Raw genomic sequence first — 21551 nt, 5'->3', positions numbered from 1 at the left:
GTGCTCCTGCATGTCATCGCGCGCGGACGCATCGGGCGCGGCCCGGAAGCCGATCTCGTCGAACGCTACCGCGCGCGGATGAACTGGCCGTTTCGCATCACCGAGCTTTCCGACAAAGGCGGTCGTATGCCGCCGCCAACGGGTGACTGTCGCACGGTGGCGCTGGATGAGCGCGGCGAAAGCCTGACCTCAACGGCGCTTGCCGAACGCCTCAGTCGCTGGCGCGACGACGGCGTGCGCGAGGCACGCTTCCTGATCGGCGCGGCCGACGGCCACGACGCGGACACGCGGGAAAGCGCCGACCTGCTCATCAGCTTCGGCAAGGCGACATGGCCCCACCTGATGGTGCGCGCGATGCTTGCCGAGCAGCTTTACCGGGCGACGTCGATCCTCGCCGGTCATCCCTACCACCGCGAGGGCTGATGCGCGCCGCGGCCCTCGCCTTCCTGCTCCTCGCTGCGGCCGCGCCAGCGGACATGGCCGAGCAGGATGCGCTGAAGGCCGATTCCCGTGCCGCCGCGCTACGCCGCGATGCCGATGCAGCCGACGACAAGGCACGAACCGCCCGGCAGAAGGCGATCGACCTTGCCCGGCGCATCCAGAACGGCGAGGCGCGCGTGAGCGCCATCGAGGCCGGAACCGCCCGGCTCGAACGGCTGCGTCGCGAGCAGCGCGCCAGGCTCGCCGCGCAGCATGGGGAAATCAGCCGCCTCCTCGCCGTGCTCCAGACCCTGAGCCGCAGGCCGGCGGGCCTCGTGCTCCTTGAGCCTTCGTCGGCGGTCACCACCGCCCGGGTCAGTGCGCTTCTGGAAGCCGTGCAGCCGACGCTTCGAACCCGCACCGCCGAATACCGCCGTGCGCTTGTCGATTCTCGCGCCATGCAAGCCCGGCTCGTCACATCAAAGCAGCAGTTGCTGGCCGCCAACACCGAGCTTTCGCAGGCGATCCGCCAGCTCGATGGCGTGCAGGCCGATCTCCGCGCCGAACGCGACTCGCTCGATCGCGAGGCCGACGAGGAGCGCGCGCAGGCGCGCACGCTTGCCGCAAAGGCGATGGACCTGCGCGGCCTCGCGGGCGCATTCGATGATAGCGCGGGCACGAATGCCCGGCGGCTGGCGCCCTCCCGGCCCATCCGCGCGGCCGCCGCACCCCTGCCCTTCCCGTATCAGCAGCCCGCGGCGGGCAGCATCGTGGAAGGCTTCGAGGACATGAGCCGCGTTGGTGTCCGCGCGCGCGGCATCACACTCGCAACGCGCAAGGGTGCACAGGTCGTCGCCCCGGCGAAAGGGAGGATCGCCTACGCCGGGCCGTTCCGCACCTACGGCGATATCGTCATCGTTCAGCATCCCGGGCGTTTGCTCAGCATGATGTCGGGCCTCGAACGCGTCGACGTGCTTGTTGGCGAGACAGTATCGGCCGGAACGCCGATCGGCCGCATGGGATCGCTGGAGCCCGAGCTTTACCTCGAACTCCGCCAAAGCGGCCGCCCGATCGATCCCGCGCCGCATGTTCGCAAAACAGGCCGCGACGGCTGAAATCCGTTACTCGCCAATTCATCGACGCACGGCTATGATGACTGTCGATGCGCTGGGACAGAGGGCCGTACCGCAGGTCACGACAAGGAAGAAGTGATGTCTCGTAAGCTTTTGCACACGCTGATCCCCGCCGTGGCGATCGCGCTCATTCCCTCGACGACCGCCGTGCAGGCGGCGAACCCGGCGAGCACCTATCGTCAGCTCGACCAATTGATGGACGTGTTCGAACGCGTACGCGCCGAATATGTGGACGAGGTGACCGACGAGCAGCTGATCGAAGGCGCGATCAACGGGATGCTCTCCAGTCTCGATCCGCATTCGAGCTTCCTCAACATGCGCAACTTCGAGCGGATGCGGACGCAGACCGAGGGTGAATACGGCGGTCTCGGCCTCACCGTGAGCCAGGAAGACGGCGTGGTGAAGGTTATCGCGCCGACCGACGATACGCCGGCCGCGCGCGCGGGTATCAAGGCCGGCGACTACATCACGCACATCGACGGCGAACTCATCTACGGCCTGTCGCTCGACGACGCGGTCGACAAGATGAAGGGCCTGCCCGGCACGACCGTGAAGATCAGCGTCGTGCGCACCGGCCAGCAGAAGCCGATGGAACTGACGCTGAAGCGCGAAGTCATTTCGCTGAAGCCGGTGAAGTCCGAAGTGAAGAACAACATCGGCATCCTGCGCATCTCCACCTTCAACAAGCAGACGGGCGAAGCGACGCGGCAGGCGATCGCCAACATGGAGAAGCAGGCTGGCGGCAAGCTGCTCGGCTTCGTGATCGACCTGCGCTCCAACCCCGGCGGCCTCCTCGATCAGGCGATCGAGGTGTCGGACGCGTTCCTCGAGCGTGGTGAGATCGTCTCGCAGCGTGGGCGCCGCAAGGGCGACGTGCAGCGCTATTACGCACGCGAAGGCGACGACACGAAGGGCAAGCCGATCGTCGTCCTCGTCGACGAAGGCTCGGCATCCGCCGCGGAGATCGTCGCGGGCGCGCTGCAGGATCACCGCCGCGCGCTCGTGCTCGGCCAGCGCAGCTTCGGCAAGGGCTCGGTGCAGACGCTGATCCCGATGACGCAGGACACGGCGCTCCGGCTCACCACGGCGCGCTACTACACGCCCTCCGGCCGCTCCGTGCAGGAAGCGGGCATCGAGCCCGACATCACCGTGCCGCAGCTTTCGGACGCCGATTACAAGGAACGCCGCGTGATCCGCGAGGCCGACCTACGCCAGCACCTGCGCAACGACGCGGTGAAGGACAACAAGATCATCGAGGAAGACGACAAGGAGAATCCTCGCTTCACGCGGACCGCCGCCGATCTCGAAAAGGCGGGCGTGAAGGACTACCAGCTCGACTACGCGATGAAGGTTATCGGCCGGCTCGGCCCGCAGCCGGTGCAGACCGCAGAGGTGTCCCGCTGAGCGAAGACATTGCCCCGCGTCGGGGCCGGGGACTGCTGCTCGCGCTTGGCGGCGCCGTGCTGTTCATTGGCCTTGCGACCGTGTTCGTCGAGCTGCTGCGGCCGCTCGCGCCGAGCCATGCCGCCGCGCAAACCGGCGATCAGCTAAACCGCGCGCTGCCGCCGGAAGCCAAGGTGAAGGCGAAGGACGCGGCCGCCACCGGCACGCTGCGGCCGCCGATCGCGCAGGTGCCCGTCACCGACGTCCACAAGCCCGAGATCGACGAGGCCCGGCTTGCAGCAGGTACAACGCCACCCGCCCCCGCAACCGTGCCCGCAGCGCCGATCCCGGCGGGACCGATCGTTGCCATTGTGCTCACCGAACTCGGCCCCAACGCAACTGCCGCAAAGGCTGCGATCGACCGGCTGCCCGCCGCCGTCAGCCTCGCCTTCTCGCCCTATGCCGACGCATCGCGCGAACTGGCGAAGGCCGCGAAGGCGGGCGGGCATGAGGTGTGGCTCTCCGTGCCGATGCAGCCGAAATCATACCCCCGCGTCAATCCGGGCCAGAACGTGCTGCTGACCGGCGAGACACCGGCCGAGAACGTGCGGCGGCTGAATTGGGCACTCTCCCGCGTCGAGGCCCCTGTCGGCATCACCAACATGATGGGCAGCGCCTTCACCGAGAACGCCGCCGCGATGCGCCCGGTGCTGGATGCGGCGAAGGCGAAGCAGTTGTTTTATGTGGACGCGCGCTCTTCCGGGCGCTCGGTCGGCGAAAAGGAAGCGCGCGCCATCGGGCTTGCCGCCGCGACCAACGACCGCTTCCTCGATGAGCCGGAAACCGCAGCGAACATCCGCCGCAACCTCGACGACCTTGCCGCCACCGCGAAGCGTCGCGGCTACGCGATCGGATACGCACGTCCGGTTTCGACGACGATCGGCGAAATCGAACACTGGTCGGCGGGGCTTGAAGCCAAGGGCGTGACGCTTGTGGGCGCCAGCCTCGTCGCGCGGAAGGCGAGCAATGACTGACCGGCTGCGCGCCGCGCATCTGCTCCTTCTGCTCGGTCCGGCCGCGCTGCTGGGCGGCGCGTTCGCGTTCCAGCATATCGGCGGGCTGCACCCCTGCGAGATGTGCATCTGGCAGCGCTGGCCGCACGCCGCCGCGCTCGTCCTCGCCAGCCTGGCGCTGTTCGTGCCGGGCGCGGGCAAGCGCGCTCTGCTGCTGCTTGCCGCACTCGCGGAACTGGTCACGGCGGGCATCGGCGTGTTCCATGCGGGCGTCGAGCAGCGCTGGTGGCAGGGACCGAGCGCGTGCAGCGCCACCGACCTCGGTTCGGGCGATTTCCTGTCGAACGTGATGGCGACGGCGGTCGTGCAGTGCGACCAGATCGCGTGGTCGCTGGCGGGCATTTCGATGGCCGGGTACAATGCCATCTTCTCCGGGCTGATCGCGGGAGTCGCGCTGTGGCTGATCCTGAAACGCTGAAACGTCCGCTTCCGGGAGACCGGGGCGCGGACACCGCTTCCATGCTGCGCGTCGATCAGGCGGGCGAGTATGGCGCAGCGCGCATCTATTCGGGGCAGCTCGCGGTGATGGGGAACCGTCACCCCGACAGCACCGAGATCGCGCGGATGCGGGCGCAGGAGCAGCATCATCTCGACGTGTTCAACCGCATGGTCGTGGAACGCGGTGTGCGGCCGACGGCGCTCGCGCCCTTCTGGCACGTTGCGGGCTATGCGCTCGGCGCGGCGACCGCACTGATGGGGCCGCGCGCGGCGATGGCGTGCACGGCCGCCATCGAGACCGAGATCGATCGCCACTATGCCGAGCAGGCCGAAGCGATCGGCGACAGCGATCCTGAACTCAAAGCCCGCATCGAAGAGTTTGCCGAGGAAGAGCGCGAGCACCGCGACACGGCGATTGCGCACGGCGCAGAGCAAGCCCCCGCCTATCCGCTGCTTTCCGCCGCAATTCGCGCGGGGTGCCGCGCGGCGATCGCGATTTCCAAGCGTATCTGACACCGCGGCCCGATCGGCCGAAGGTGAGGAAAGTTACACCAAGACAGCAGAGTGCCGGGCGTGTCTCGGTCGGTTCAATGCGTGGGCGAGCCGCGCCTCAAAGAGCGGCGCCGAGCGGATCACAGGATTTCCTATTTTGGAAGGCCTTCAGTTCGCCGGTTCGAGCCGATCGTTGACGAGGCGGCCCTGCTTTGTGAGCTTCGCGATGACGACCATGGGCTCGCGGCGCAGCATGTCTTCAAGCTTCGGCGCGCTGGTTTCGGAAACGAAGATGCGGCTTGAGAAGTCCGGCACCTGACCCGGCGCGACGTTGAGCCCCCTGATGTTGCTGCCGTTCACATCAACGTATGCGGGGCAGACCGTGCCCGGCGCCACCATCGTGGCCACGATCTCTCCTGAGTCTCCGGACAGGCAGAGAGCGCAGGCGGCCGCCGTGCAAAGCGCGGGATCGCCGGCCACGCGCCAGTCGTAGCGGAACTGGATGAAGCGGCCGCGGATCGGGTCGCGTGGATCGAAACCCGCGATGGGAATACGCCATTCGGAAGCGCCCGAAAGCCCCGCCTCGCGCGCGGCAATGCTGAGTACGAGGCCCACGAGCGGGAGCAGCAGGGCAAGGCCGAGCCAGCGCTTCATGTCCGCTTCCTTCCGACGAGAGCGAACACCCGCCGCCAGCCGAGCGCGAGCGCGATGAGCAGCACGCCGCCGATGATGAGCCCGGCACCCGTCGTTGCCAGCGAGCCGAACAGCTCAAAATAGATGATGAAGATGCGAATGCCGATGGCTGCAATTGCAACGCCGAAGAGTGCACGCCACCCGGAGGCGATCGCGGCGCGGGCGATGACGCCCCACATCGTCATGTAGATGAGCGCGCCGACAAGCCGCGCGGGCCAGCCATCCGCATGAGGAACCACAGTCGCCAGTAACAGCGCCGCCATCGGCGCGACAATGATCGGCAGCAGCATCGCCTGCGGGATCATTCGCCAACGGCGGCCGATCCACACTGCCGCTGCAGCGAAGACGACCGGCACGACAAGGCGCACCGCCATCTCACCGGCTTCGGACGACGTGACGGTGCCAGCCCACACGAAGTGCGCGAAGCTGACGCCGCCGAGCCAGACGAGGACGCCGACCTCGCGTAGCCCGTCCGCGAAGCTGAGGCGGCTGCGCCACGGCAGCAGCGACAGGCCGATGAGGATCAAGGGCCCCGCAATCGCGGCGCCGTGGACGAAATACCAGAGACCGTCCGCGTGCTCGTTTTCAAGTGCCAGCGACGCCAGCGTCCAGAGCAGCATACCCGCCCAGCCGTAGGCCACGAGCCGCGTGCTGCCCGCGATCAGCATTGCGGGCGTCATCAGCAGCAGCCAAGGCACGAGCGCCTGCCACATCGGGCCGGTGAGCTGATAGACCTGCGAATGCAGCGCGATCCCCGCGAGAACGAGCGCCGCAAGCAGAAACAGCGCGCTTTCCTTAAGCCAGCGATTGCCTCGCGCGGCGCCAATCCAGACGGCGGCCGCAGCAGCAGCGGCGAGTGCCAGATGGACACCAAGTTTCAGCCAGTCGGCGATAACATCCCAGTTCGCCGCAACGATGAGCGCGAGGCCGAGCGCGAGAGCAAACAGGCCGAGGCCGACGATAGCCCAGAGCACATAGGGACGATCGTTCGCCTCTTCATGGGCACGGATGCGCGCGGCGGCATCGGCATCGATGAAACCGGCGGCGACCCACGCCTCGAGCTTACTCTCCAGCGACATGGCGCGGACTGTGGCGAAGTCACACCGCGCTGTCTAGGCGGCGAGGAACGCCCTCTCCTCCCTCACGACCGACGCAAAAGACGGCCGGGAAAGGATCGTGGGCAGCCAGGCGCCAAGCTTCGGATACTTCGCACAATCAATATCGAGCGCGCAGTGCGACAGATTCACGAACGGGCTCGCCACGGAGATATCGGCAAGGCTGAGCACTCCGCCGACAAGGAAGCCGCCCGGCTCCGGCACCACGTCCTCGAGGTAGTCGAACAGGCGGGGCAGTTCGGCGATGCCCTGCTGTGCCATATCCTCGCTGCCCGCCTGCTTCAGGAAGCGCGGCGCGACGACGCGGTTGAAGAACACCTTACCTGCAGTGGCGACAACGATGGTGTCGCCGAACTCGTCATACCACACGGCACGCGCCAGATCCTCGGGCGCCTGCGGAATGAGACGGGGTTCTGGATACTTCGCGTCGAGATAGTGAACGATGGCGGAGGAATCGGAGATGGTGAAATCGCCGTCGCGAAACGCCGGCATCTTCCCGAACGGGGATATCGAGAGGAACTCCGGATCGCGGGCGGGCAACCCTGCGGGAACCAGCTCGTAATCGAGCCCCTTCTCGGCGAGTACCACAACGACCTTGCGAACGAACGGCGACAGCGTCGAGCCGTAAACCTTTATCATGTGGTCCTCCCCGATTGCGATTCTACTCGGTCAGTTCATCCCATTTGGCACGAATCTTCGCGAAGAACCCCTGGCTTTCGGGGCAGCTCCCCGCTTCGGGCTCAAGCGCCTGAAACTCTTCCAGAAGTTCGCGCTGACGCTTTGAAAGTCGCGTCGGCGTCTCCACCTCGACCTCGATGATGAGGTCGCCGCGCCCTCCGCCGTTCAGCGGCGGCATGCCTTGTCCGCGCCGCGAGAACTGCTTGCCGCTCTGCGTTCCCGCCGGCACCTTGAGCTCAACCGCCTCGCGGTCGATCGAAGGCACCTCGACCGTGCCGCCGAGCGCGGCGAGCGTCATCGGGACGGGCACCTTCACATAAAGATTGGTGCCGTCGCGCTCGAAGATGTCGTGCGGTTCGAGGTGGACGAAAATGTAGAGATCGCCCGGGGGGCCGCCCCGCGCGCCCGCCTCGCCCTCGCCCGAAAGGCGGATGCGCGTGCCGTCGTCGACGCCCGCCGGGATGCGCACGTCGAGCGACTTGTGCTTGTCGACGCGGCCCGCGCCGTGACATTCCTTGCAGGGATCGGAAATGACGCGCCCCGCGCCGTGGCAGTTCGGGCAGGTGCGCTCCATCAGGAACATACCCTGCTGCACACGCACCTTGCCGTGGCCGCCGCAGGTGCCGCACGTGTTGGCCGTCGCGCCCGGTGCAGCGCCCGAGCCGTTGCACGGCTCGCAGGCCGTGGCGACATCGATTTCTATGGTGCGGGTGTTGCCCGCGAAGGCTTCCTCAAGGCTGAGATTCAGATCGAAGCGCAGGTCCGCGCCGCGCATCGCGCTGCTGCGCTGCCGCTGGCGCCCGCCGCCCATGAACTCGCCGAAAATGCCTTCGAAAATGTCGGCGAAGTCGCCGAAGCCGGCACCGCCCGCGCCGTTGCCGGGGCCGCCGTTCTGGAACGCAGCCTTGCCGTAGCGATCGTAGGCGGCGCGTTTTTGATCGTCCTTCAGGCAATCATAGGCTTCGTTGATCGCCTTGAACTTCGCCTCGGCATCCGTGCAGCCGCCGTTCTTGTCGGGGTGGTACTGCATGGCGAGCCGCCGATAAGCGGACTTGATCGTGCCACCGTCAGCAGTGCGCTCGACACCAAGGAGTTCGTAGTAATCGGCTTCAACCATACGCCCGGATCGCCCCCGCTGGCACGGCGGCCATCCGTTTCCGGATGACCGCCGTTCCTGACTTTACGCCTTCTTGTCTTCGTCGACTTCCGAGAACTCGGCATCGACGACATCTTCGTCCGATGTAGACGAAGTGGAGGCCTGTGCATCGCCTTCGCCCGATGCGGCGGACTGCTCGGCCTTGTAGATCGCCTCGCCGAGCTTCATCGCTTCCTGCGCGAGCGCCTGCGTCTTGGCATTGATGTCGTCGACATCGTCGCTGTCGAGCACCGACTTCAGCGCGGCGACGGCGGTTTCGATGCCGCCCTTCGTGGAGGCATCCACCTTGTCGCCATGCTCGGCGAGCTGCTTCTCCGTCGAGTGGATGAGGCTGTCCGCCTGGTTGCGGGCCTCCGCCTTCGCGCGGCGCTTCTTGTCCTCGTCGGCGAACTTCTCGGCGTCCTTCACCATCTGCTCGATGTCGTTGTCCGAAAGACCGCCCGAGGCCTGGATGCGGATCTGCTGCTCCTTGCCGGTGCCCTTGTCCTTCGCCGAGACGTTGACGATGCCGTTGGCGTCGATGTCGAACGTCACCTCGATCTGCGGCACGCCGCGCGGCGCCGGCGGAATGCCGACGAGATCGAACTGGCCGAGCGCCTTGTTGTCCGCCGCCATCTCGCGCTCGCCCTGGAAGACACGGATTGTCACCGCGCCCTGATTGTCCTCGGCGGTCGAGTAGACCTGGCTCTTCTTGGTCGGGATCGTCGTGTTGCGATCGATCATGCGCGTGAACACGCCGCCCAGCGTCTCGATGCCGAGCGACAGCGGCGTCACGTCGAGCAGAAGCACGTCCTTGACGTCGCCCTGCAGCACGCCCGCCTGAATGGCGGCGCCCATCGCAACGACCTCATCGGGGTTGACGCCCGTGTGCGGTTCCTTGCCGAAGAATTTCTTCACCTCTTCGCGGACGAGCGGCATGCGCGTCATACCGCCGACGAGGACGACCTCGTCGATCTTGTCCTTGTCGAGCCCGGCATCTTTCAGCGCCTTGCGGCACGGCTCCATCGTGCGGGCGACGAGATCGCCCACCAGCTTTTCGAGGTCGGCACGCGTGATCGTCTTCACGAGGTGCTTCGGGCCGTTCTGGTCGGCGGTGATGAACGGGAGGTTCACCTCCGTCGCCTGCGCGGACGACAGCTCGATCTTCGCCTTCTCGGCAGCTTCCTTAAGGCGCTGCAACGCAAGACGGTCGGAACGGAGGTCGATGCCTTCGTCCTTCTTGAAGCCTTCGGCGAGCGAATCGACGATCTTGGCGTCGAAATCCTCGCCGCCGAGGAACGTGTCGCCGTTCGTCGACTTCACCTCGAACACGCCGTCGCCGATTTCGAGGATCGACACGTCGAAGGTGCCGCCGCCGAGGTCGTAGACCGCAATGGTCTTGCCGTCGTTCTTCTCGAGCCCGTAGGCAAGCGCGGCCGCAGTCGGCTCGTTGATGATGCGCAGCACTTCAAGGCCCGCGATCTTGCCCGCGTCCTTGGTTGCCTGGCGCTGCGCGTCGTTGAAGTAGGCAGGAACGGTGATGACCGCCTGCGTGACGGTTTCGCCGAGGTAGGACTCGGCGGTTTCCTTCATCTTCTGCAGGATGAAGGCAGACACCTGCGACGGGCTGTAATCCTCGCCGCCGGCCTTCACCCAAGCGTCGCCATTGCCGCCCTTCACGATGTGATAGGGGACGAGCGCCATGTCCTTCTTGGTGACCGGATCGTCGAAACGGCGGCCGATCAGACGCTTCACGGCAAACACCGTGTTGTCCGGGTTCGTCACTGCCTGACGCTTTGCCGGCTGGCCGACGAGACGCTCGCCGTCCTTCGTGAAGGCGACCATCGACGGCGTCGTGCGCGCGCCTTCCGCGTTCTCGATAACCTTGGGCTTGCTGCCTTCCATCACGGCGACGCAGCTATTGGTCGTGCCAAGGTCGATACCGATTACCTTGCCCATATCTCCCGTGCTTCCTCTTTCAAATTCCAAGCAGGAACAAACGATTGATCCCGCCGCTGCGCAGATTTGCCGCAGCGTCGTTGATCCACGCGGGCGATGTAGGAACAGCGCCAGCGCCATACAAGAGCGTGTGCACACCCCCGATGCGATTTGCGCCTGCGATGAGGACGTGCTGCCGCATGGTGCAAACGCCCCGAGCTGTGGCATGAAGTGTTCGTGCGGAGCGTGGATGTCTCTGGCAAAGGATACAAGATCGTGGCGCGTATCGACAGAAACCTTGGAATTGCGGCGTGTGTGACCGCGCTTTTGCTGCTCGTGGCAGCGGCAGTCGGCGGACGCGCGCTTGCTGCACCCCCCGTCCCTCCGGCCGTGAGCAATGCCTGGATTCGCCTGCCTGTCGTCGCGGGCCGTCCGGCCGCGCTGTATGCGACGATCGCGGGCGGTGCGATGGCGGACCGGCTGATCGCCGTGGAAGGCCCCAAGCCCGCGCGCTTCGAGCTGCACGCGACGAAAGCCGAGAACGGCGTGATGCGCATGGTCCCGCTCGTTGGCCTGCCGGTGAATGCCGGACAGAAGATCGAGATGAAGCCGGGCGGAATGCATGTGATGGTGTTCAGCCTGCCCGCAACCAAGCCCGATTCGCGCGTACCGTTGACCTTCGTGTTCGAAAAGGCCGGCCGCGTCGTCGTTTCCGCGCACGCGATGAGCGCAACGGCGCCCGACATGAAGGCCGGAGAGCACGCCCATCATTAGACCGCTGACGGACGGCGAGCAGGCGATGGCGCGCCGGGCCTTCGGCGACGCGATCGATCTCGCGCGCGTCACCATCCGGTGGGCGAAATGGTGGTGGCTGCAACCGGCATGGGTGGTGATGGCGCCCGATGGGCACATCTGGTTCCACCCCAACAACGCATCATGGCGCGAGGATTTCAGCCGCGCCTCGCTGTTTCTGCAGGGTCTCATCGTCCACGAACTGACCCATGTGTGGCAGCACCAGCAGGGCGTGAACCTGATCCTGAAGCGGGGGCCGCTGGCGCGCTACGACTATCTGCCTCTGAAAGCGGGGTTGGGCTTTTCGGCCTACGGCCTCGAACAGCAGGCCGAAATCGTGCGCGATGCCTATGTGAAGCGCATGGGCGGCGACGTACCGGGGACTCCGCCACTCGCCACATACGACGCGCTGTTGCCGTTCCGGGCGGAGAGCGGCGCGAGAGGGATCGCTTAGAGCCGGCCTCATGCGCCCATAACATCGGCTCGCCGCAACAGACTCTCGAAACGTCTCCGTAATACTGGCGTTAACCACAATGTTGTGCCCGAAGGATGCGCCCGAACATGCAATGCATCCGGGATGTCAGGGTTCGATGCCGACGAGGGGAATTCGGCAGGCGGATATGGCGTCGCGGATCATGCGGGTCGAACGACACGCGCGCCAACGCGCGGTCGATGGGTCGAGTTTGAAGGAGGAACGCGATGAGTGTCATTTCGAAAAGTCCAAGACTGTTCTTGCTGCTGGCCGTTTCGGCCATGGTCCCGGCGAGCCTGCACGCGCAGCCGCAGGATATGAGCGGGGCCGACCCGTCCATAGACGTGAACGCCTATCCGCCGGCCGATCTTTCGGGGATGCCCGCAGGGCCCGATGTCGAAGGCTTCATCGCGGCACGCAAGGATCAGAAGATGCTGATCACGGTCCCCGGCGGCGCGAAGCAGACGATTTTCATCAGCGAGGCGACCAAGGTGAAATCGAGCGGCGGATTCCTGGGAGCGAGCAGCAAGAAACTCGCCTCGGACGCGCTGCTGAACGGCCTGCCCGTCACCATCAAGACGGTGCAGTGGGGGCAAGGGCTGGTGGCAAGCCAGATCGCGCTCAAGAACAAGGATTTGAAGACCGCGTCGATGATCCACAATGCGACCGACCAGCGCTTTGCGGAGCAGTCCGCGGCGACGGAGGCGCTTCGGGGCCGCGTGGCGGATATCGATCAGTATAATGTGAAAAACACGATGAGCGTGAACTTCGACACCGGCAAGGCCGTGCTGTCGGACCAGGCGAAAACCGATCTCTGCGCGGCCGCGAGCGAAGCTGAAGCGATGGACAACGCGCTGCTGCTGGTCGTCGGCTACACCGATTCCACGGGAAGCGAAGACTATAATCAGGTCCTGAGCGAGAAGCGCGCCGCGCGGGTGGTCAATTTCCTGCAGCAGGCCTGCGGCTGGAAGCCGTATCGTATGCTGACGCCCACCGGAATGGCGGAAGCCGACCCGGCGGCAAGTAACGACTCGGTTGAAGGCAAGGCACAGAACCGCCGCGTTGCGGTGAATATTCTGGTCAGTAAGGGTCTCGACGGGATCTGAGGCGCTTTGGGGTGGGCTTCGTGTCCACCCCGCCGTTTTCCAGCGCGATGCTCTGCGGCTAGACCGCCCGCACCCAGATCAGATCGTGAAAGAACTCGGCGCCCGAGCGGCTGGTTTCGGGGGGTGTGCGGAGCAGCAGGCGGCCATCGCCTGTGGGATCGAATTCGACGACGCGGCGCGTGAGCGTCGTGCCGACCCAGCGCTGGACGGTGGCGTGCTCGACGGCGTGATGGACGTCGTCGCCCTCGCGGCGCCAGCGGCCGGCATAGGCGATGACGAGCGGATCGGCGCCGTCCGTCTGCCGCGTGAGGATCGCGCTCACATGACCTTCGGGATGGTAGAAGATGCGCCCACTCGCATCGAGGATGTAGGGATCGCCGTCGCGAAACTCGACCCACTGGTCGAGCTGCCACACGCCGCAGATGGGATCGGGATCAGCCATCAAGCTTCCTTCGCCACAGTGACCATCGCGGGGCGCAGCAGGCGGTCCTTGAGGACATAGCCGGTCTGCAGTTCGGCAACGATCGTGCCGGGCTCTGCGCCCTCCTGTACGACTTCGAGCATCGCCTGGTGCCGGTTCGGATCGAGCTTCTGGCCGACGCTTTCGACGCGTGCGATACCGTGCTTCTCGAAGGCTTTCAGCAGTTCCTTCTCGGTAATTTCCACGCCCGAGAGCAGCGGGCTGGCCACAACATCGTCCTTCGCGGCAGCATCGAGCGCGCGGCGGAGGTTATCGGCGACGCCGAGCAGATCGCGCGCGAAACCGGTGACGGCGTAGGCGACCGCGTCCGCCTTCTCGCGTTCAAGGCGGCGGCGGACGTTTTCGGATTCCGCGACGGCGCGGAGCAGGCGGTCCTTGAGATCGGCGATCTCGGCGTCCTTCTCGGCGAGCGGATCGGCCTGCGGCGCTTCCTCCGGCTGTTCGGCGGCGGCGATCTCTTCGGGGGTCAGCTTTTCGTTTTCGTCAATCATCCTATCAACCTGCTGAGTGTTCGGGCGGTGTAATCCACCATGGGCACGATGCGTGCATAGTTGAGGCGCGTGGGGCCGATGACGCCCACGACGCCGACGATACGGCCTTCGGCGCCGCTGTATGGCGCGGCGATAACCGATGAACCGGAGAGCGAGAAGAGCTTGTTTTCGGAGCCGATGAAGATTTTCATCGCCCGCGCCTCGCGTGCGTCATCGAGCACGCGCAGCATTTCGACCTTGTCGTCGAGATCGGCGAGGAGCGAGCGCACGCGCTGCAGGTCCGCCTCCGCCGCATCGTCGAGGAGGTGCGACTGGCCGCGCACGATGAGCACGGCGCGGTCGGCATCGTCCGCCGACCAGCTCGCGATGCCGCGCGCGATAAGGTCGCGCGTCGCCGCATCGATAAGCGCGCGTTCGGTCTCGATCTCCAGCTTGAGCAGTGCCGCTGCATCGGCAAGCGTGGAGCCGGCGAGGCGCGCGGTGAGATAGTTCCCCGCCTCGATGAGCGCCGCGGGGGACACGGGATATTCGAGTTCGACGATGCGGTTTTCGACCGTGCCATCATCGGCGACGAGGATCGCGAGAATGCGCGTCGGCGACAGCGCCGTGAAACTCGCCTGCCGGAGCACACGCTCGGTGCGCGGCACCATGACCACGGCGGCGCAGGACGAGAGGCCAGAAAGCACGGCGGTCGCGCGCGACAGCACATCCTCCACGGCGCGGTCGGGCGCGCTGAGGCCCGCTTCGATGGCGGCGCGTTCCTCCGCGCCCGCCTCGCTCGCCTGCATCATGCCGTCGACGAAGAGGCGCAGGCCGAAATCAGTGGGCACGCGGCCCGCCGAGGTGTGCGGGCTGCCGAGCAGGCCGACGCGCTCCAGATCATGGAGCACGCTGCGGATCGACGCGGACGAGAGACCGAGACTGTCGGCGCGCGCCGCGAGCGTCTTCGAACCGACCGGCGTGCCTGAGGCGATATATTCCTCGACCACCTGTCGGAACACGGCGCGCGCGCGATCGGAAAGCTCTGATATGGTTGGGCCGCTCGTCATCGGGGGGCAATGTAGGGTGGAGCCCCGCCCCTCTCAAGTGATCTGGACCCCGGTGGCGCGAGCCGGTACACGGCGCGGCAGATATCATTCCCCCGTACAGGAGTTTTCATGCGACCCTCCGGCCGCGCGCCCGACGAGATGCGCACCATCGAGATGATCCCCGGCTTTTCGCGCCATGCCGAGGGCTCTTGCCTCGTGAAGTTCGGCGACACGCATGTGCTGGTGACGGCGAGCCTTGAAGAGCGCGTACCGCCGTTCCTGCGCGGCAAGGGCGAAGGTTGGGTGACCGCGGAATACGGGATGCTCCCCCGCGCCACGCACACGCGCGGCTCACGCGAGGCCGCGAAGGGCAAGCAATCCGGCCGCACGCAGGAAATCCAGCGCCTGATCGGCCGCTCGCTGCGCACCATCGTGGACCTGAAGGCGCTCGGCGAACGCCAGATCACCATCGACTGCGACGTGCTGCAGGCCGACGGCGGGACGCGCACCGCGGCGATCTCCGGCGCATGGGTGGCGCTGCGCATCGCGATCGACAAATTGATGGCGGATGGCCTGCTGACGGCGGACCCGATCCGCGCGCAGGTCGCGGCGATCAGCTGCGGCGTTTACGAAGGCACGGCGGTGCTCGACCTCGATTACCCCGAGGATTCGGCCGCCGAGACCGACGCGAATTTCGTGATGACCGACAAGGGCGGCATCGTGGAGGTGCAGGGCACCGCCGAGCGCGACCCGTTCGACGAGGAGACGCTGCTCCGTATGCTGCGCCTCGCGCGCATCGGCTGCGGCAAGATCTACGCGGCGCAGGCGAAGGCGACCGGACGCTAGGCGATGGCGCGGAAGCTCCTCCCCGGCACGCTGATCGTGGCGAGCCACAATCCCGGCAAGGTACGGGAAATCCGCGATCTGCTGGCGCCGTTCGGTATCGAACCGGTGTCGGCGGGGGACGCGGGTCTGCCGGAGCCGGAGGAAACCGAGACGACGTTTCGCGGCAATGCCGAACTGAAAGCCCTCGCCGCCGCGCGCGGATCGGGGCTTCCGGCGCTTGCCGACGATTCGGGGCTCAATGTCCATGCGCTCGGCGGCGATCCCGGCATCTATTCGGCGCGCTGGGCGGGACCGGAAAAGGACTTCGCGCTCGCCATGCGGAAGGTGCACGAGGCGCTCGGCGATGCCACCGACCGCAATGCGCACTTCACCTGCGCGTTGTCGCTGGCGTGGCCGGACGGGCACGTCGAGACCTTCGAAGGCCATGTGCACGGCGCGCTCGTGTGGCCGCCGCGCGGCGACAAGGGCTTTGGCTATGATCCGATGTTCGTGCCCGAGGATCACACCATCAGCTTCGGCGAGATGGCGCCCGATGCGAAGCACGCGATGAGCCACCGCGCACGCGCATTCGCGCAGCTGGTTGAGGCATGTCTGAAGTAGCGCAGCCGCTGGCGCTTTACGTCCATTGGCCGTTCTGCGTCTCCAAATGCCCGTACTGCGACTTCAACAGCCATGTGCGCGAGCGCGTGGACGAGGCGGCGTGGCGCGAGGCGCTGATCGCGGACATGGAATACGAGGCGCGCCTGACGCCGGGGCGACGCCTTTCGAGCCTGTTCTTCGGCGGGGGCACGCCATCGCTGATGGCCCCCGAAACCGTCGGCGCGATCATCGAAGCCGCTGATCGGCTGTGGGGCTTTGAAAACGCTGAGATCACCCTCGAAGCCAACCCTTCGAGTGTCGAGGCGGAGCGCTTCTCGGGCTTCGCGGCAGCGGGCGTGAACCGCGTGTCGCTGGGGCTGCAGGCACTCGACGATACGGCACTGAAAGCGCTCGGCCGCGCGCACGACCTTACCGAGGGGCTCGCCGCGCTCGACATCGCGCAGAGGCATTTCCCGCGCGTGAGCTTCGACCTGATCTATGCGCGCGAAGGCCAGACACCGGAAGAATGGGAAGCCGAACTCACGCGCGCGCTGGCGTTCGGGACAGAACACCTCTCGCTCTACCAACTCACGATCGAGCCCGGCACCGCGTTCGCAACGCGGGCGCGGCTCGGGCGGCTGACGCTGCCGGAGGAAGACGCCTCGCTCGGCATGTTCGAGATGACGCGCGCGATGACGGCAGCGGCGGGGCTTCCCGCCTACGAGGTTTCGAACCACGCGCGGCCGGGTGCAGAAAGCCGCCACAACCTCACCTATTGGCGCTACGGCGACTATGTGGGCGTCGGCCCGGGCGCGCACGGGCGGCGCGGGGGCATGGCGACGCTGCGCACGCGGCTACCCGAAGCGTGGCTGAAAAGGTCGGTCGCCAGCGAAACGCCGCTGGGAGCGAATACGCGCGCCGACGAGGCGCTGATGATGGGGTTGCGGCTGCTGGAAGGCATCGACGAGGCTGCGTTCGCCGCACGCACGGGGACGCGGCTCGGCGATGTCGTCACCGCCTCCGGCCTTGAAGAAACGACGCGGCTGGGACTCGTCGAATTCGGCGATGGCCGTTTGCGGCTGACCGAAGCGGGTCAGCCGCTGCTGAATGGGGTGATCGCCCGGCTTATGGTCTGATCAGGCGCCCAGATCAGGCACCCGGGCGCTTCGCGAAGGTGCGCGGCGCGGGCGAGACGACCGTGGTGCCCGATGCGCCGACCTGCCCCACTTCGAGGCCGCGATCGGCAATGCCCGACGCGCCGAAGCGGAAGATGCCGTCGACGCCCGCGAACCCATCAGAATCGCGCAGGCGCGCTTCGGGGAAGCTGGAGCCGATGGTCCAGCTATCCGCGATCGCATTCACCAGCAGCACCGAATCGTAGCCGAGGCTGGCGAGCCGCGACGGCGCGCCGCCGAACTTCGCGCGGTAACGCGAGGCGAGCTGCTGGAAGCGCGCATCCGGCACGCTCGCGTACCAGGCGCCGTGCAACCCCGGCACGCTGCGGATGCCCGGCTCGGCGTTCCAAAGCTCGGGCCCGAGGTAGCGCACCTTGCCCGGCCCGGCGCCATACTGGGTGAGCGGGCCGAGAAACGCCGAGGCGATCTGGCTGCCGTCCGCGATCAGCAGCGCCTGGAAGGACACCGGCCCCAGACGCTCCTGCACCGGCGCGACCGTGCCGTCGGCGCGCACGATGCCGCCCTGGCTCGCCCGTGCGACACGCGCTTCATAGTCAGTAAGGCGGCGCACGGCGGCCTGCAGCTTGGCGCGCGAGCGCTCGTAGGTTTCCACCGCCGTGACCTTGCCGCCCGATTCGCGCACCGCGCGCAGCATGGCGCCCGAGGCGCGCTGGCCATAGTTGCCCGCCGGCACGAGCGCGCCGAAGCGCTCAACACCCTGCGCGCGCGCATAGCGCACGACGCGATCGATCGACTGATCGGGCTGGAAGCCGAGGATATAGACGCCGTTTCCGGCGACATCGGCATCGTTCGAATACGAGATGATCGGGATGCCCGCCGCCTTCGCGACACCGCGCACGGCGGTGACGTCCGCCGCAAGCAGCGGCCCGAGGAACAGCTTGTTGCCCTCCGCGACCGCACGGCGCGCAGCGGCGGCCGCGCCGGGCGCGGTATCATAGACGGTGAGCTTGATGCTGGTGCTCTTCACATCGAGCAGCGCCATGTTCGCGGCGTTCGCCAGCGATTGGCCGACGCGCGCGGTGCCGCCCGTCATCGGCAGCAGCAGCGCGACGCGGTTCTGCGGAATTTCCTTCGGCGTCTCCACGACCGGCGGCGGGGGCGGAGCCTCGACGACCTCGGGCGCTTTCTGGACCGTTTGCGTGCAGGCTGCGGCGGCAAGCGCCGCCATCGGGAGCAGTGTCCGCTTCAGGCCTGAAAAACAGCGATTCCAAAATCGCCCGCGGCCCTCCATGCTGTAAATCGACATGTCCATGGCACCCTTACCCCCAGAATCTAGATCCGGCGAACTCGAACCCGGCCTTTACATCGTGGCGACGCCCATCGGCAACCTGGGCGACATCACGTGGCGCGCAGCCGACGTGCTGAAGTCCGCAGCCTTAATCGCCGCTGAAGATACGCGCGTGACAGCAAAGCTGCTCGCCCGCATCGGCAGCGACCGCCCGATGGTGCCCTATCACGACCATAGTGACAGCCGCGTGCGCGCACGGCTGCTGGAACGCATGCGAAATGAATCGGTTGCGCTGGTGAGCGATGCGGGAACGCCGCTGATTTCCGATCCGGGCTTCAAGCTGGTGCGGGAAGCGCGTGCCGAAGGCATCGCCGTGACGACGATTCCGGGGCCATGCGCCGCCATCGCCGCCCTGACGCTCGCGGGACTGCCGACCGACCGCTTCCTGTTCGCGGGCTTCCTTCCAGCAAAAGCGAAAGCCTCAGCGGACACGATCGCGGAGTTCGCGGGGCTCGATGCGACGCTGGTGTTCTACGAATCCGGCAATCGGCTCGCGCGGACGCTGGAGGCACTGAAAGACGGCCTCGGCGATCGTCCTGCCGCCGTCGCGCGCGAAATCACCAAGGCGTTCGAGGAAACCGTGACCGGTACGCTCGGCGCACTTGCCGCACGCTATGCGGACGCTCCGCCCAAGGGCGAGATCGTGATCGTCGTCGGTCCGCCGGAACCGGCACCGCCGGCAGACGCCGACACGCTCGACGCCGCGCTTGCTGCCGCGATGGCAACGCAGCCTCTGAAATCCGCCGTCGCAGAGGTGAGCGCCGCGCTCGACCTCCCCCGCAAGCAGGTCTACGCCCGCGCGCTCGAACTGCGCGGGGGCGAATGAAGCGGCAGGCCGCCGAGCGTCACGGCCGCCGCGCCGAGCGCATCGCCGCGCTGTGGCTCAGGCTCAAAGGCTATCGCATCCTCGGCGAGCGTGTTCGCACACCGGCGGGCGAAATCGATATTGTCGCAAGGCGCGGCCGGACGCTTGCGTTCGTGGAAGTGAAGGCCCGCGACGACGATACCGATGCATCCGCCGCGCTGGAGCCTGCACGCCTGCGCCGGGTCTCGCGCGCCGCCAATCTCGTGCTTGGCCGCTACATCGCAGGTTGCGACGGCGCGCGCATCGACGCGCTGGTCGTCTCGCGCGGTCGGCTGCCCCGCCACATCGAGGGCGTGGTCGACGGCGATTGGGCTTAGCTGCTAGACGGCGTTCGAATCGAAGGAATTTCCCATGAGCCTCACCGTCGCCGTCCAGATGGACCCCATCGAGCGCATCAACATCGCGGGCGATTCGACCTTCGCGCTGATGCTGAAGGCCGAGGAACGCGGCTATACGCTGTGGCATTATCTCGCCGATCAGCTTTCCTGGCGCGACGGCCGCGTGATCGCACATGCCCGGCCTGTCTCCGTGCGGCGCGTGGCCGGCGACCATTATACGCTGGGTGAAGCGCGGGACATCGATCTCGGCAGCGACGTCGACGTCGTGCTGATGCGGCAGGATCCACCGTTCGACATCGGCTACATCACCGCCACGCACCTCCTCGAAATGCTGGACGGCGAAACGCTGGTCGTGAACAACCCGCGCGAAGTGCGGAACGCGCCCGAGAAGCTGTTCGTCACGCAGTTCGCCGACCTGATGCCGCCGACGCTGATCACAAGGCGGCTCGAGGAAGTGCTGGCGTTCCGTCGCCGCTACGGCGCGATCGTCGTGAAGCCGCTGCACGGCAATGCCGGCGCCGCGGTGTTCAAGCTCGGCGAGGACGACGGCAACCTTCCCGCGCTCGTCGAACTGTTCTCCAACGTTTGGCGCGAACCGTTCATGGTGCAGCGCTTTCTCCCGAAGGTCAGCGACGGCGACAAGCGCATCGTGCTTGTCGACGGAGAGATCGCGGGCGCGATCAACCGACTGCCGAAGGCGGGCGAGATCCGATCCAACCTTGCAGCGGGGGGCAATGCGGCGAAAACACAGCTGACGCCCCGGGAAGAGGAAATCTGCGCGCGGCTGGCGCCGGAGCTGAAACGGCGCGGACTGCTGTTCGTCGGCATCGACGTGATCGATGGCAACCTCACCGAAATCAACGTCACCTCACCAACCGGCATCGTCGCGATCGATCGTTTCAACGGCACCGATACGGCGGGCATGATCTGGGATGCGATTTTGAGGAGGCTCGGCCGCTGATATGGGTGAATGGGTTCAACAGCTGATCGCCGAGACCGGCTATCTCGGCGTCGCCTTCCTGATGTTTCTGGAAACGGTGTTTCCGCCGATCCCGAGCGAGATCATTATGTCGTTCGCTGGACTGGAAGCCGCCAAAGGCGCGTTCAGCCTCGTCGGCGCGATCATCGCGGGCACCACGGGCGCGATGTTCGGCAACATCTTCTGGTATCTGCTCGCCAAGCAGATCGGCATCCACCGCTTCGATCCGATCGTCCGCCGCTTCGGCCGCTGGCTAACCGTTAGCCTCGGCGACATCGATAAGGCGCACAAATGGTTCGACCAGCACGGCGCGGCCTTCGTGCTGTTCGGGCGGATGCTCCCGACGCTGCGCTCACTCGTCTCCGTGCCCGCGGGCTTCATGGAGATGAACTTCCGTCAGTTCGTGATCTATTCGACCATCGGCACCGCCGGCTGGACAACGCTGCTCGCTGTCGCGGGCTATAAGCTCGGGCAGGATTATGCCGAGATCGAAGCGTATGTCGGCCCGGTCGGCACCGCCGTGATCGTGGTGTGCGTGGCGGGATACCTGTGGCGCGTCATCACGTGGAAGCCGCACGCCTAGGACCAATCG

The 21551-nt window shown here is 66.5% G+C and carries 25 protein-coding genes; 16 read left to right on the top strand and 9 right to left on the bottom strand.

Annotated elements, in window-relative coordinates; all coding sequences use genetic code 11:
• The 6 genes from ACE3TJ_RS14770 to ACE3TJ_RS14745 all read left to right on the top strand — a co-directional run bounded on the left by ACE3TJ_RS14770 (position 1) and on the right by ACE3TJ_RS14745 (position 4960).
• A complete protein-coding gene (locus tag ACE3TJ_RS14770) occupies positions 1 to 423 on the top strand; it encodes a 23S rRNA (pseudouridine(1915)-N(3))-methyltransferase RlmH (protein WP_374597438.1) in 423 nt (140 codons plus the stop codon).
• Positions 423 to 1535: a murein hydrolase activator EnvC gene (locus tag ACE3TJ_RS14765; protein ID WP_374597436.1), complete on the top strand. Its 1113-nt coding sequence runs from the start codon at positions 423 to 425 to the stop codon at positions 1533 to 1535. The genes ACE3TJ_RS14770 and ACE3TJ_RS14765 overlap by 1 nt, the downstream gene beginning before the upstream one ends.
• Before the next feature lie 96 nt (positions 1536 to 1631).
• Entirely contained in the window at positions 1632 to 2957 is a 1326-nt protein-coding gene (locus tag ACE3TJ_RS14760) for a S41 family peptidase (protein WP_374597434.1), read from the top strand.
• Between the two features lie 56 nt (positions 2958 to 3013).
• Complete coding sequence (locus ACE3TJ_RS14755; RefSeq protein WP_374597432.1) at positions 3014 to 3970, top strand: divergent polysaccharide deacetylase family protein; 957 nt, start codon at positions 3014 to 3016, stop codon at positions 3968 to 3970.
• Positions 3963 to 4427, top strand: a complete 465-nt coding sequence (locus ACE3TJ_RS14750; RefSeq protein WP_374597430.1) for a disulfide bond formation protein B — start codon at positions 3963 to 3965, stop codon at positions 4425 to 4427. The genes ACE3TJ_RS14755 and ACE3TJ_RS14750 overlap by 8 nt, the downstream gene beginning before the upstream one ends.
• A 41-nt stretch (positions 4428 to 4468) precedes the next feature.
• Positions 4469 to 4960, top strand: coding sequence for a demethoxyubiquinone hydroxylase family protein (locus ACE3TJ_RS14745; protein ID WP_374599425.1), 492 nt, complete (start codon positions 4469 to 4471; stop codon positions 4958 to 4960).
• Between the two features lie 147 nt (positions 4961 to 5107).
• On the opposite strand, the gene ACE3TJ_RS14740 is transcribed toward ACE3TJ_RS14745, so the two are convergent.
• The 5 genes from ACE3TJ_RS14740 to dnaK all read right to left on the bottom strand — a co-directional run bounded on the left by ACE3TJ_RS14740 (position 5108) and on the right by dnaK (position 10519).
• Positions 5108 to 5593 carry a GDYXXLXY domain-containing protein gene (locus tag ACE3TJ_RS14740; RefSeq protein ID WP_374597428.1) on the bottom strand — a complete coding sequence of 162 codons (486 nt, stop codon included), beginning with the start codon at positions 5591 to 5593 and terminating at the stop codon, positions 5108 to 5110.
• Positions 5590 to 6711 carry a DUF2157 domain-containing protein gene (locus ACE3TJ_RS14735; RefSeq protein WP_374597426.1) on the bottom strand — a complete coding sequence of 374 codons (1122 nt, stop codon included), beginning with the start codon at positions 6709 to 6711 and terminating at the stop codon, positions 5590 to 5592. The genes ACE3TJ_RS14740 and ACE3TJ_RS14735 overlap by 4 nt, the downstream gene beginning before the upstream one ends.
• A gap of 33 nt (positions 6712 to 6744) precedes the next feature.
• The gene (locus ACE3TJ_RS14730) at positions 6745 to 7386 is read right to left on the bottom strand and encodes a glutathione S-transferase family protein (RefSeq protein WP_374597424.1); all 642 of its coding nucleotides are present in this window, start codon (positions 7384 to 7386) and stop codon (positions 6745 to 6747) included.
• 22 nt (positions 7387 to 7408) lie between these two features.
• Entirely contained in the window at positions 7409 to 8542 is a 1134-nt protein-coding gene (gene dnaJ, locus ACE3TJ_RS14725) for a molecular chaperone DnaJ (RefSeq protein WP_374597422.1), read from the bottom strand.
• 63 nt (positions 8543 to 8605) lie between these two features.
• Complete coding sequence (gene dnaK, locus ACE3TJ_RS14720) at positions 8606 to 10519, bottom strand: molecular chaperone DnaK (protein ID WP_374597420.1); 1914 nt, start codon at positions 10517 to 10519, stop codon at positions 8606 to 8608.
• Positions 10520 to 10774: 255 nt separating this feature from the next.
• On the opposite strand from dnaK, the gene ACE3TJ_RS14715 reads away from it, so the two are divergent.
• The 3 genes from ACE3TJ_RS14715 to ACE3TJ_RS14705 all read left to right on the top strand — a co-directional run bounded on the left by ACE3TJ_RS14715 (position 10775) and on the right by ACE3TJ_RS14705 (position 12868).
• The gene (locus tag ACE3TJ_RS14715) at positions 10775 to 11272 is read left to right on the top strand and encodes a copper chaperone PCu(A)C (protein WP_374597418.1); all 498 of its coding nucleotides are present in this window, start codon (positions 10775 to 10777) and stop codon (positions 11270 to 11272) included.
• Positions 11273 to 11297: 25 nt separating this feature from the next.
• Entirely contained in the window at positions 11298 to 11744 is a 447-nt protein-coding gene (locus ACE3TJ_RS14710) for a vgr related protein (protein ID WP_374597416.1), read from the top strand.
• A gap of 245 nt (positions 11745 to 11989) precedes the next feature.
• Positions 11990 to 12868, top strand: coding sequence for an OmpA family protein (locus tag ACE3TJ_RS14705; protein ID WP_374597414.1), 879 nt, complete (start codon positions 11990 to 11992; stop codon positions 12866 to 12868).
• Between the two features lie 58 nt (positions 12869 to 12926).
• Here the strand turns inward: ACE3TJ_RS14705 and ACE3TJ_RS14700 are convergent, their stop codons facing one another.
• From ACE3TJ_RS14700 to hrcA, 3 genes are read right to left on the bottom strand one after another with little or no spacing between them, the layout of a single operon-like run.
• Positions 12927 to 13310 carry a hypothetical protein gene (locus ACE3TJ_RS14700; RefSeq protein WP_374597412.1) on the bottom strand — a complete coding sequence of 128 codons (384 nt, stop codon included), beginning with the start codon at positions 13308 to 13310 and terminating at the stop codon, positions 12927 to 12929.
• Positions 13310 to 13840: a nucleotide exchange factor GrpE gene (gene grpE / locus ACE3TJ_RS14695; RefSeq protein WP_374597410.1), complete on the bottom strand. Its 531-nt coding sequence runs from the start codon at positions 13838 to 13840 to the stop codon at positions 13310 to 13312. The genes ACE3TJ_RS14700 and grpE overlap by 1 nt, the downstream gene beginning before the upstream one ends.
• The gene (gene hrcA, locus ACE3TJ_RS14690) at positions 13837 to 14889 is read right to left on the bottom strand and encodes a heat-inducible transcriptional repressor HrcA (RefSeq protein WP_374597408.1); all 1053 of its coding nucleotides are present in this window, start codon (positions 14887 to 14889) and stop codon (positions 13837 to 13839) included. Before hrcA ends, grpE begins: the two co-directional genes overlap by 4 nt.
• A gap of 108 nt (positions 14890 to 14997) precedes the next feature.
• On the opposite strand from hrcA, the gene rph reads away from it, so the two are divergent.
• From rph to hemW, 3 genes are read left to right on the top strand one after another with little or no spacing between them, the layout of a single operon-like run.
• The gene (gene rph, locus ACE3TJ_RS14685; protein WP_374597406.1) at positions 14998 to 15714 is read left to right on the top strand and encodes a ribonuclease PH; all 717 of its coding nucleotides are present in this window, start codon (positions 14998 to 15000) and stop codon (positions 15712 to 15714) included.
• A gap of 3 nt (positions 15715 to 15717) precedes the next feature.
• Positions 15718 to 16314: an RdgB/HAM1 family non-canonical purine NTP pyrophosphatase gene (rdgB, locus tag ACE3TJ_RS14680; RefSeq protein ID WP_374597404.1), complete on the top strand. Its 597-nt coding sequence runs from the start codon at positions 15718 to 15720 to the stop codon at positions 16312 to 16314.
• Positions 16302 to 17429, top strand: a complete 1128-nt coding sequence (gene hemW, locus ACE3TJ_RS14675) for a radical SAM family heme chaperone HemW (protein WP_374597402.1) — start codon at positions 16302 to 16304, stop codon at positions 17427 to 17429. Before rdgB ends, hemW begins: the two co-directional genes overlap by 13 nt.
• Before the next feature lie 13 nt (positions 17430 to 17442).
• Here hemW and ACE3TJ_RS14670 read toward each other — a convergent pair whose 3' ends face one another.
• Positions 17443 to 18741, bottom strand: a complete 1299-nt coding sequence (locus ACE3TJ_RS14670; RefSeq protein ID WP_374597400.1) for a penicillin-binding protein activator — start codon at positions 18739 to 18741, stop codon at positions 17443 to 17445.
• On the opposite strand from ACE3TJ_RS14670, the gene rsmI reads away from it, so the two are divergent.
• Genes rsmI through ACE3TJ_RS14650 form a run of 4 tightly spaced genes read left to right on the top strand, consistent with a single transcriptional unit; the run spans position 18740 to position 21542 of the window.
• Entirely contained in the window at positions 18740 to 19603 is an 864-nt protein-coding gene (gene rsmI / locus ACE3TJ_RS14665) for a 16S rRNA (cytidine(1402)-2'-O)-methyltransferase (RefSeq protein WP_374599423.1), read from the top strand. The genes ACE3TJ_RS14670 and rsmI overlap by 2 nt on opposite strands.
• Complete coding sequence (locus ACE3TJ_RS14660; protein WP_374597398.1) at positions 19600 to 19959, top strand: YraN family protein; 360 nt, start codon at positions 19600 to 19602, stop codon at positions 19957 to 19959. Before rsmI ends, ACE3TJ_RS14660 begins: the two co-directional genes overlap by 4 nt.
• Before the next feature lie 34 nt (positions 19960 to 19993).
• Positions 19994 to 20941 carry a glutathione synthase gene (gene gshB / locus ACE3TJ_RS14655; protein ID WP_374597396.1) on the top strand — a complete coding sequence of 316 codons (948 nt, stop codon included), beginning with the start codon at positions 19994 to 19996 and terminating at the stop codon, positions 20939 to 20941.
• Between the two features lies 1 nt (position 20942).
• Positions 20943 to 21542 (top strand): DedA family protein, encoded by a 600-nt coding sequence (locus ACE3TJ_RS14650; protein WP_374597394.1) that lies wholly within the window; start codon positions 20943 to 20945, stop codon positions 21540 to 21542.
• Positions 21543 to 21551: the final 9 nt, after the last annotated feature.

The sequence above is a fragment of the Sphingosinicella sp. genome (assembly GCF_041916975.1).
GTDB lineage: Bacteria > Pseudomonadota > Alphaproteobacteria > Sphingomonadales > Sphingomonadaceae > Sphingosinicella.
Note: the sequence above shows the minus strand (reverse complement) of the source record. Positions and strands in the feature narration are given on the sequence as shown.

Bases quoted from the DNA above. Each gene is read 5' to 3' on its own strand.
- ACE3TJ_RS14765 (WP_374597436.1), top strand. From the start codon at position 423: ATGCGCGCCGCGGCCCTCGCCTTCCTGCTCCTCGCTGCGGCCGCGCCA.
- ACE3TJ_RS14760 (WP_374597434.1), top strand. From the start codon at position 1,632: ATGTCTCGTAAGCTTTTGCACACGCTGATCCCCGCCGTGGCGATCGCG.
- ACE3TJ_RS14750 (WP_374597430.1), top strand. From the start codon at position 3,963: ATGACTGACCGGCTGCGCGCCGCGCATCTGCTCCTTCTGCTCGGTCCG.
- ACE3TJ_RS14745 (WP_374599425.1), top strand. From the start codon at position 4,469: ATGCTGCGCGTCGATCAGGCGGGCGAGTATGGCGCAGCGCGCATCTAT.
- ACE3TJ_RS14740 (WP_374597428.1), bottom strand. From the start codon at position 5,593: ATGAAGCGCTGGCTCGGCCTTGCCCTGCTGCTCCCGCTCGTGGGCCTC.
- ACE3TJ_RS14735 (WP_374597426.1), bottom strand. From the start codon at position 6,711: ATGTCGCTGGAGAGTAAGCTCGAGGCGTGGGTCGCCGCCGGTTTCATC.
- ACE3TJ_RS14730 (WP_374597424.1), bottom strand. From the start codon at position 7,386: ATGATAAAGGTTTACGGCTCGACGCTGTCGCCGTTCGTTCGCAAGGTC.
- dnaJ (WP_374597422.1), bottom strand. From the start codon at position 8,542: ATGGTTGAAGCCGATTACTACGAACTCCTTGGTGTCGAGCGCACTGCT.
- dnaK (WP_374597420.1), bottom strand. From the start codon at position 10,519: ATGGGCAAGGTAATCGGTATCGACCTTGGCACGACCAATAGCTGCGTC.
- ACE3TJ_RS14710 (WP_374597416.1), top strand. From the start codon at position 11,298: ATGGCGCGCCGGGCCTTCGGCGACGCGATCGATCTCGCGCGCGTCACC.
- ACE3TJ_RS14705 (WP_374597414.1), top strand. From the start codon at position 11,990: ATGAGTGTCATTTCGAAAAGTCCAAGACTGTTCTTGCTGCTGGCCGTT.
- ACE3TJ_RS14700 (WP_374597412.1), bottom strand. From the start codon at position 13,310: ATGGCTGATCCCGATCCCATCTGCGGCGTGTGGCAGCTCGACCAGTGG.
- grpE (WP_374597410.1), bottom strand. From the start codon at position 13,840: ATGATTGACGAAAACGAAAAGCTGACCCCCGAAGAGATCGCCGCCGCC.
- hrcA (WP_374597408.1), bottom strand. From the start codon at position 14,889: ATGACGAGCGGCCCAACCATATCAGAGCTTTCCGATCGCGCGCGCGCC.
- rph (WP_374597406.1), top strand. From the start codon at position 14,998: ATGCGACCCTCCGGCCGCGCGCCCGACGAGATGCGCACCATCGAGATG.
- rdgB (WP_374597404.1), top strand. From the start codon at position 15,718: ATGGCGCGGAAGCTCCTCCCCGGCACGCTGATCGTGGCGAGCCACAAT.
- hemW (WP_374597402.1), top strand. From the start codon at position 16,302: ATGTCTGAAGTAGCGCAGCCGCTGGCGCTTTACGTCCATTGGCCGTTC.
- rsmI (WP_374599423.1), top strand. From the start codon at position 18,740: ATGGCACCCTTACCCCCAGAATCTAGATCCGGCGAACTCGAACCCGGC.
- ACE3TJ_RS14670 (WP_374597400.1), bottom strand. From the start codon at position 18,741: ATGGACATGTCGATTTACAGCATGGAGGGCCGCGGGCGATTTTGGAAT.
- ACE3TJ_RS14660 (WP_374597398.1), top strand. From the start codon at position 19,600: ATGAAGCGGCAGGCCGCCGAGCGTCACGGCCGCCGCGCCGAGCGCATC.
- gshB (WP_374597396.1), top strand. From the start codon at position 19,994: ATGAGCCTCACCGTCGCCGTCCAGATGGACCCCATCGAGCGCATCAAC.
- ACE3TJ_RS14650 (WP_374597394.1), top strand. From the start codon at position 20,943: ATGGGTGAATGGGTTCAACAGCTGATCGCCGAGACCGGCTATCTCGGC.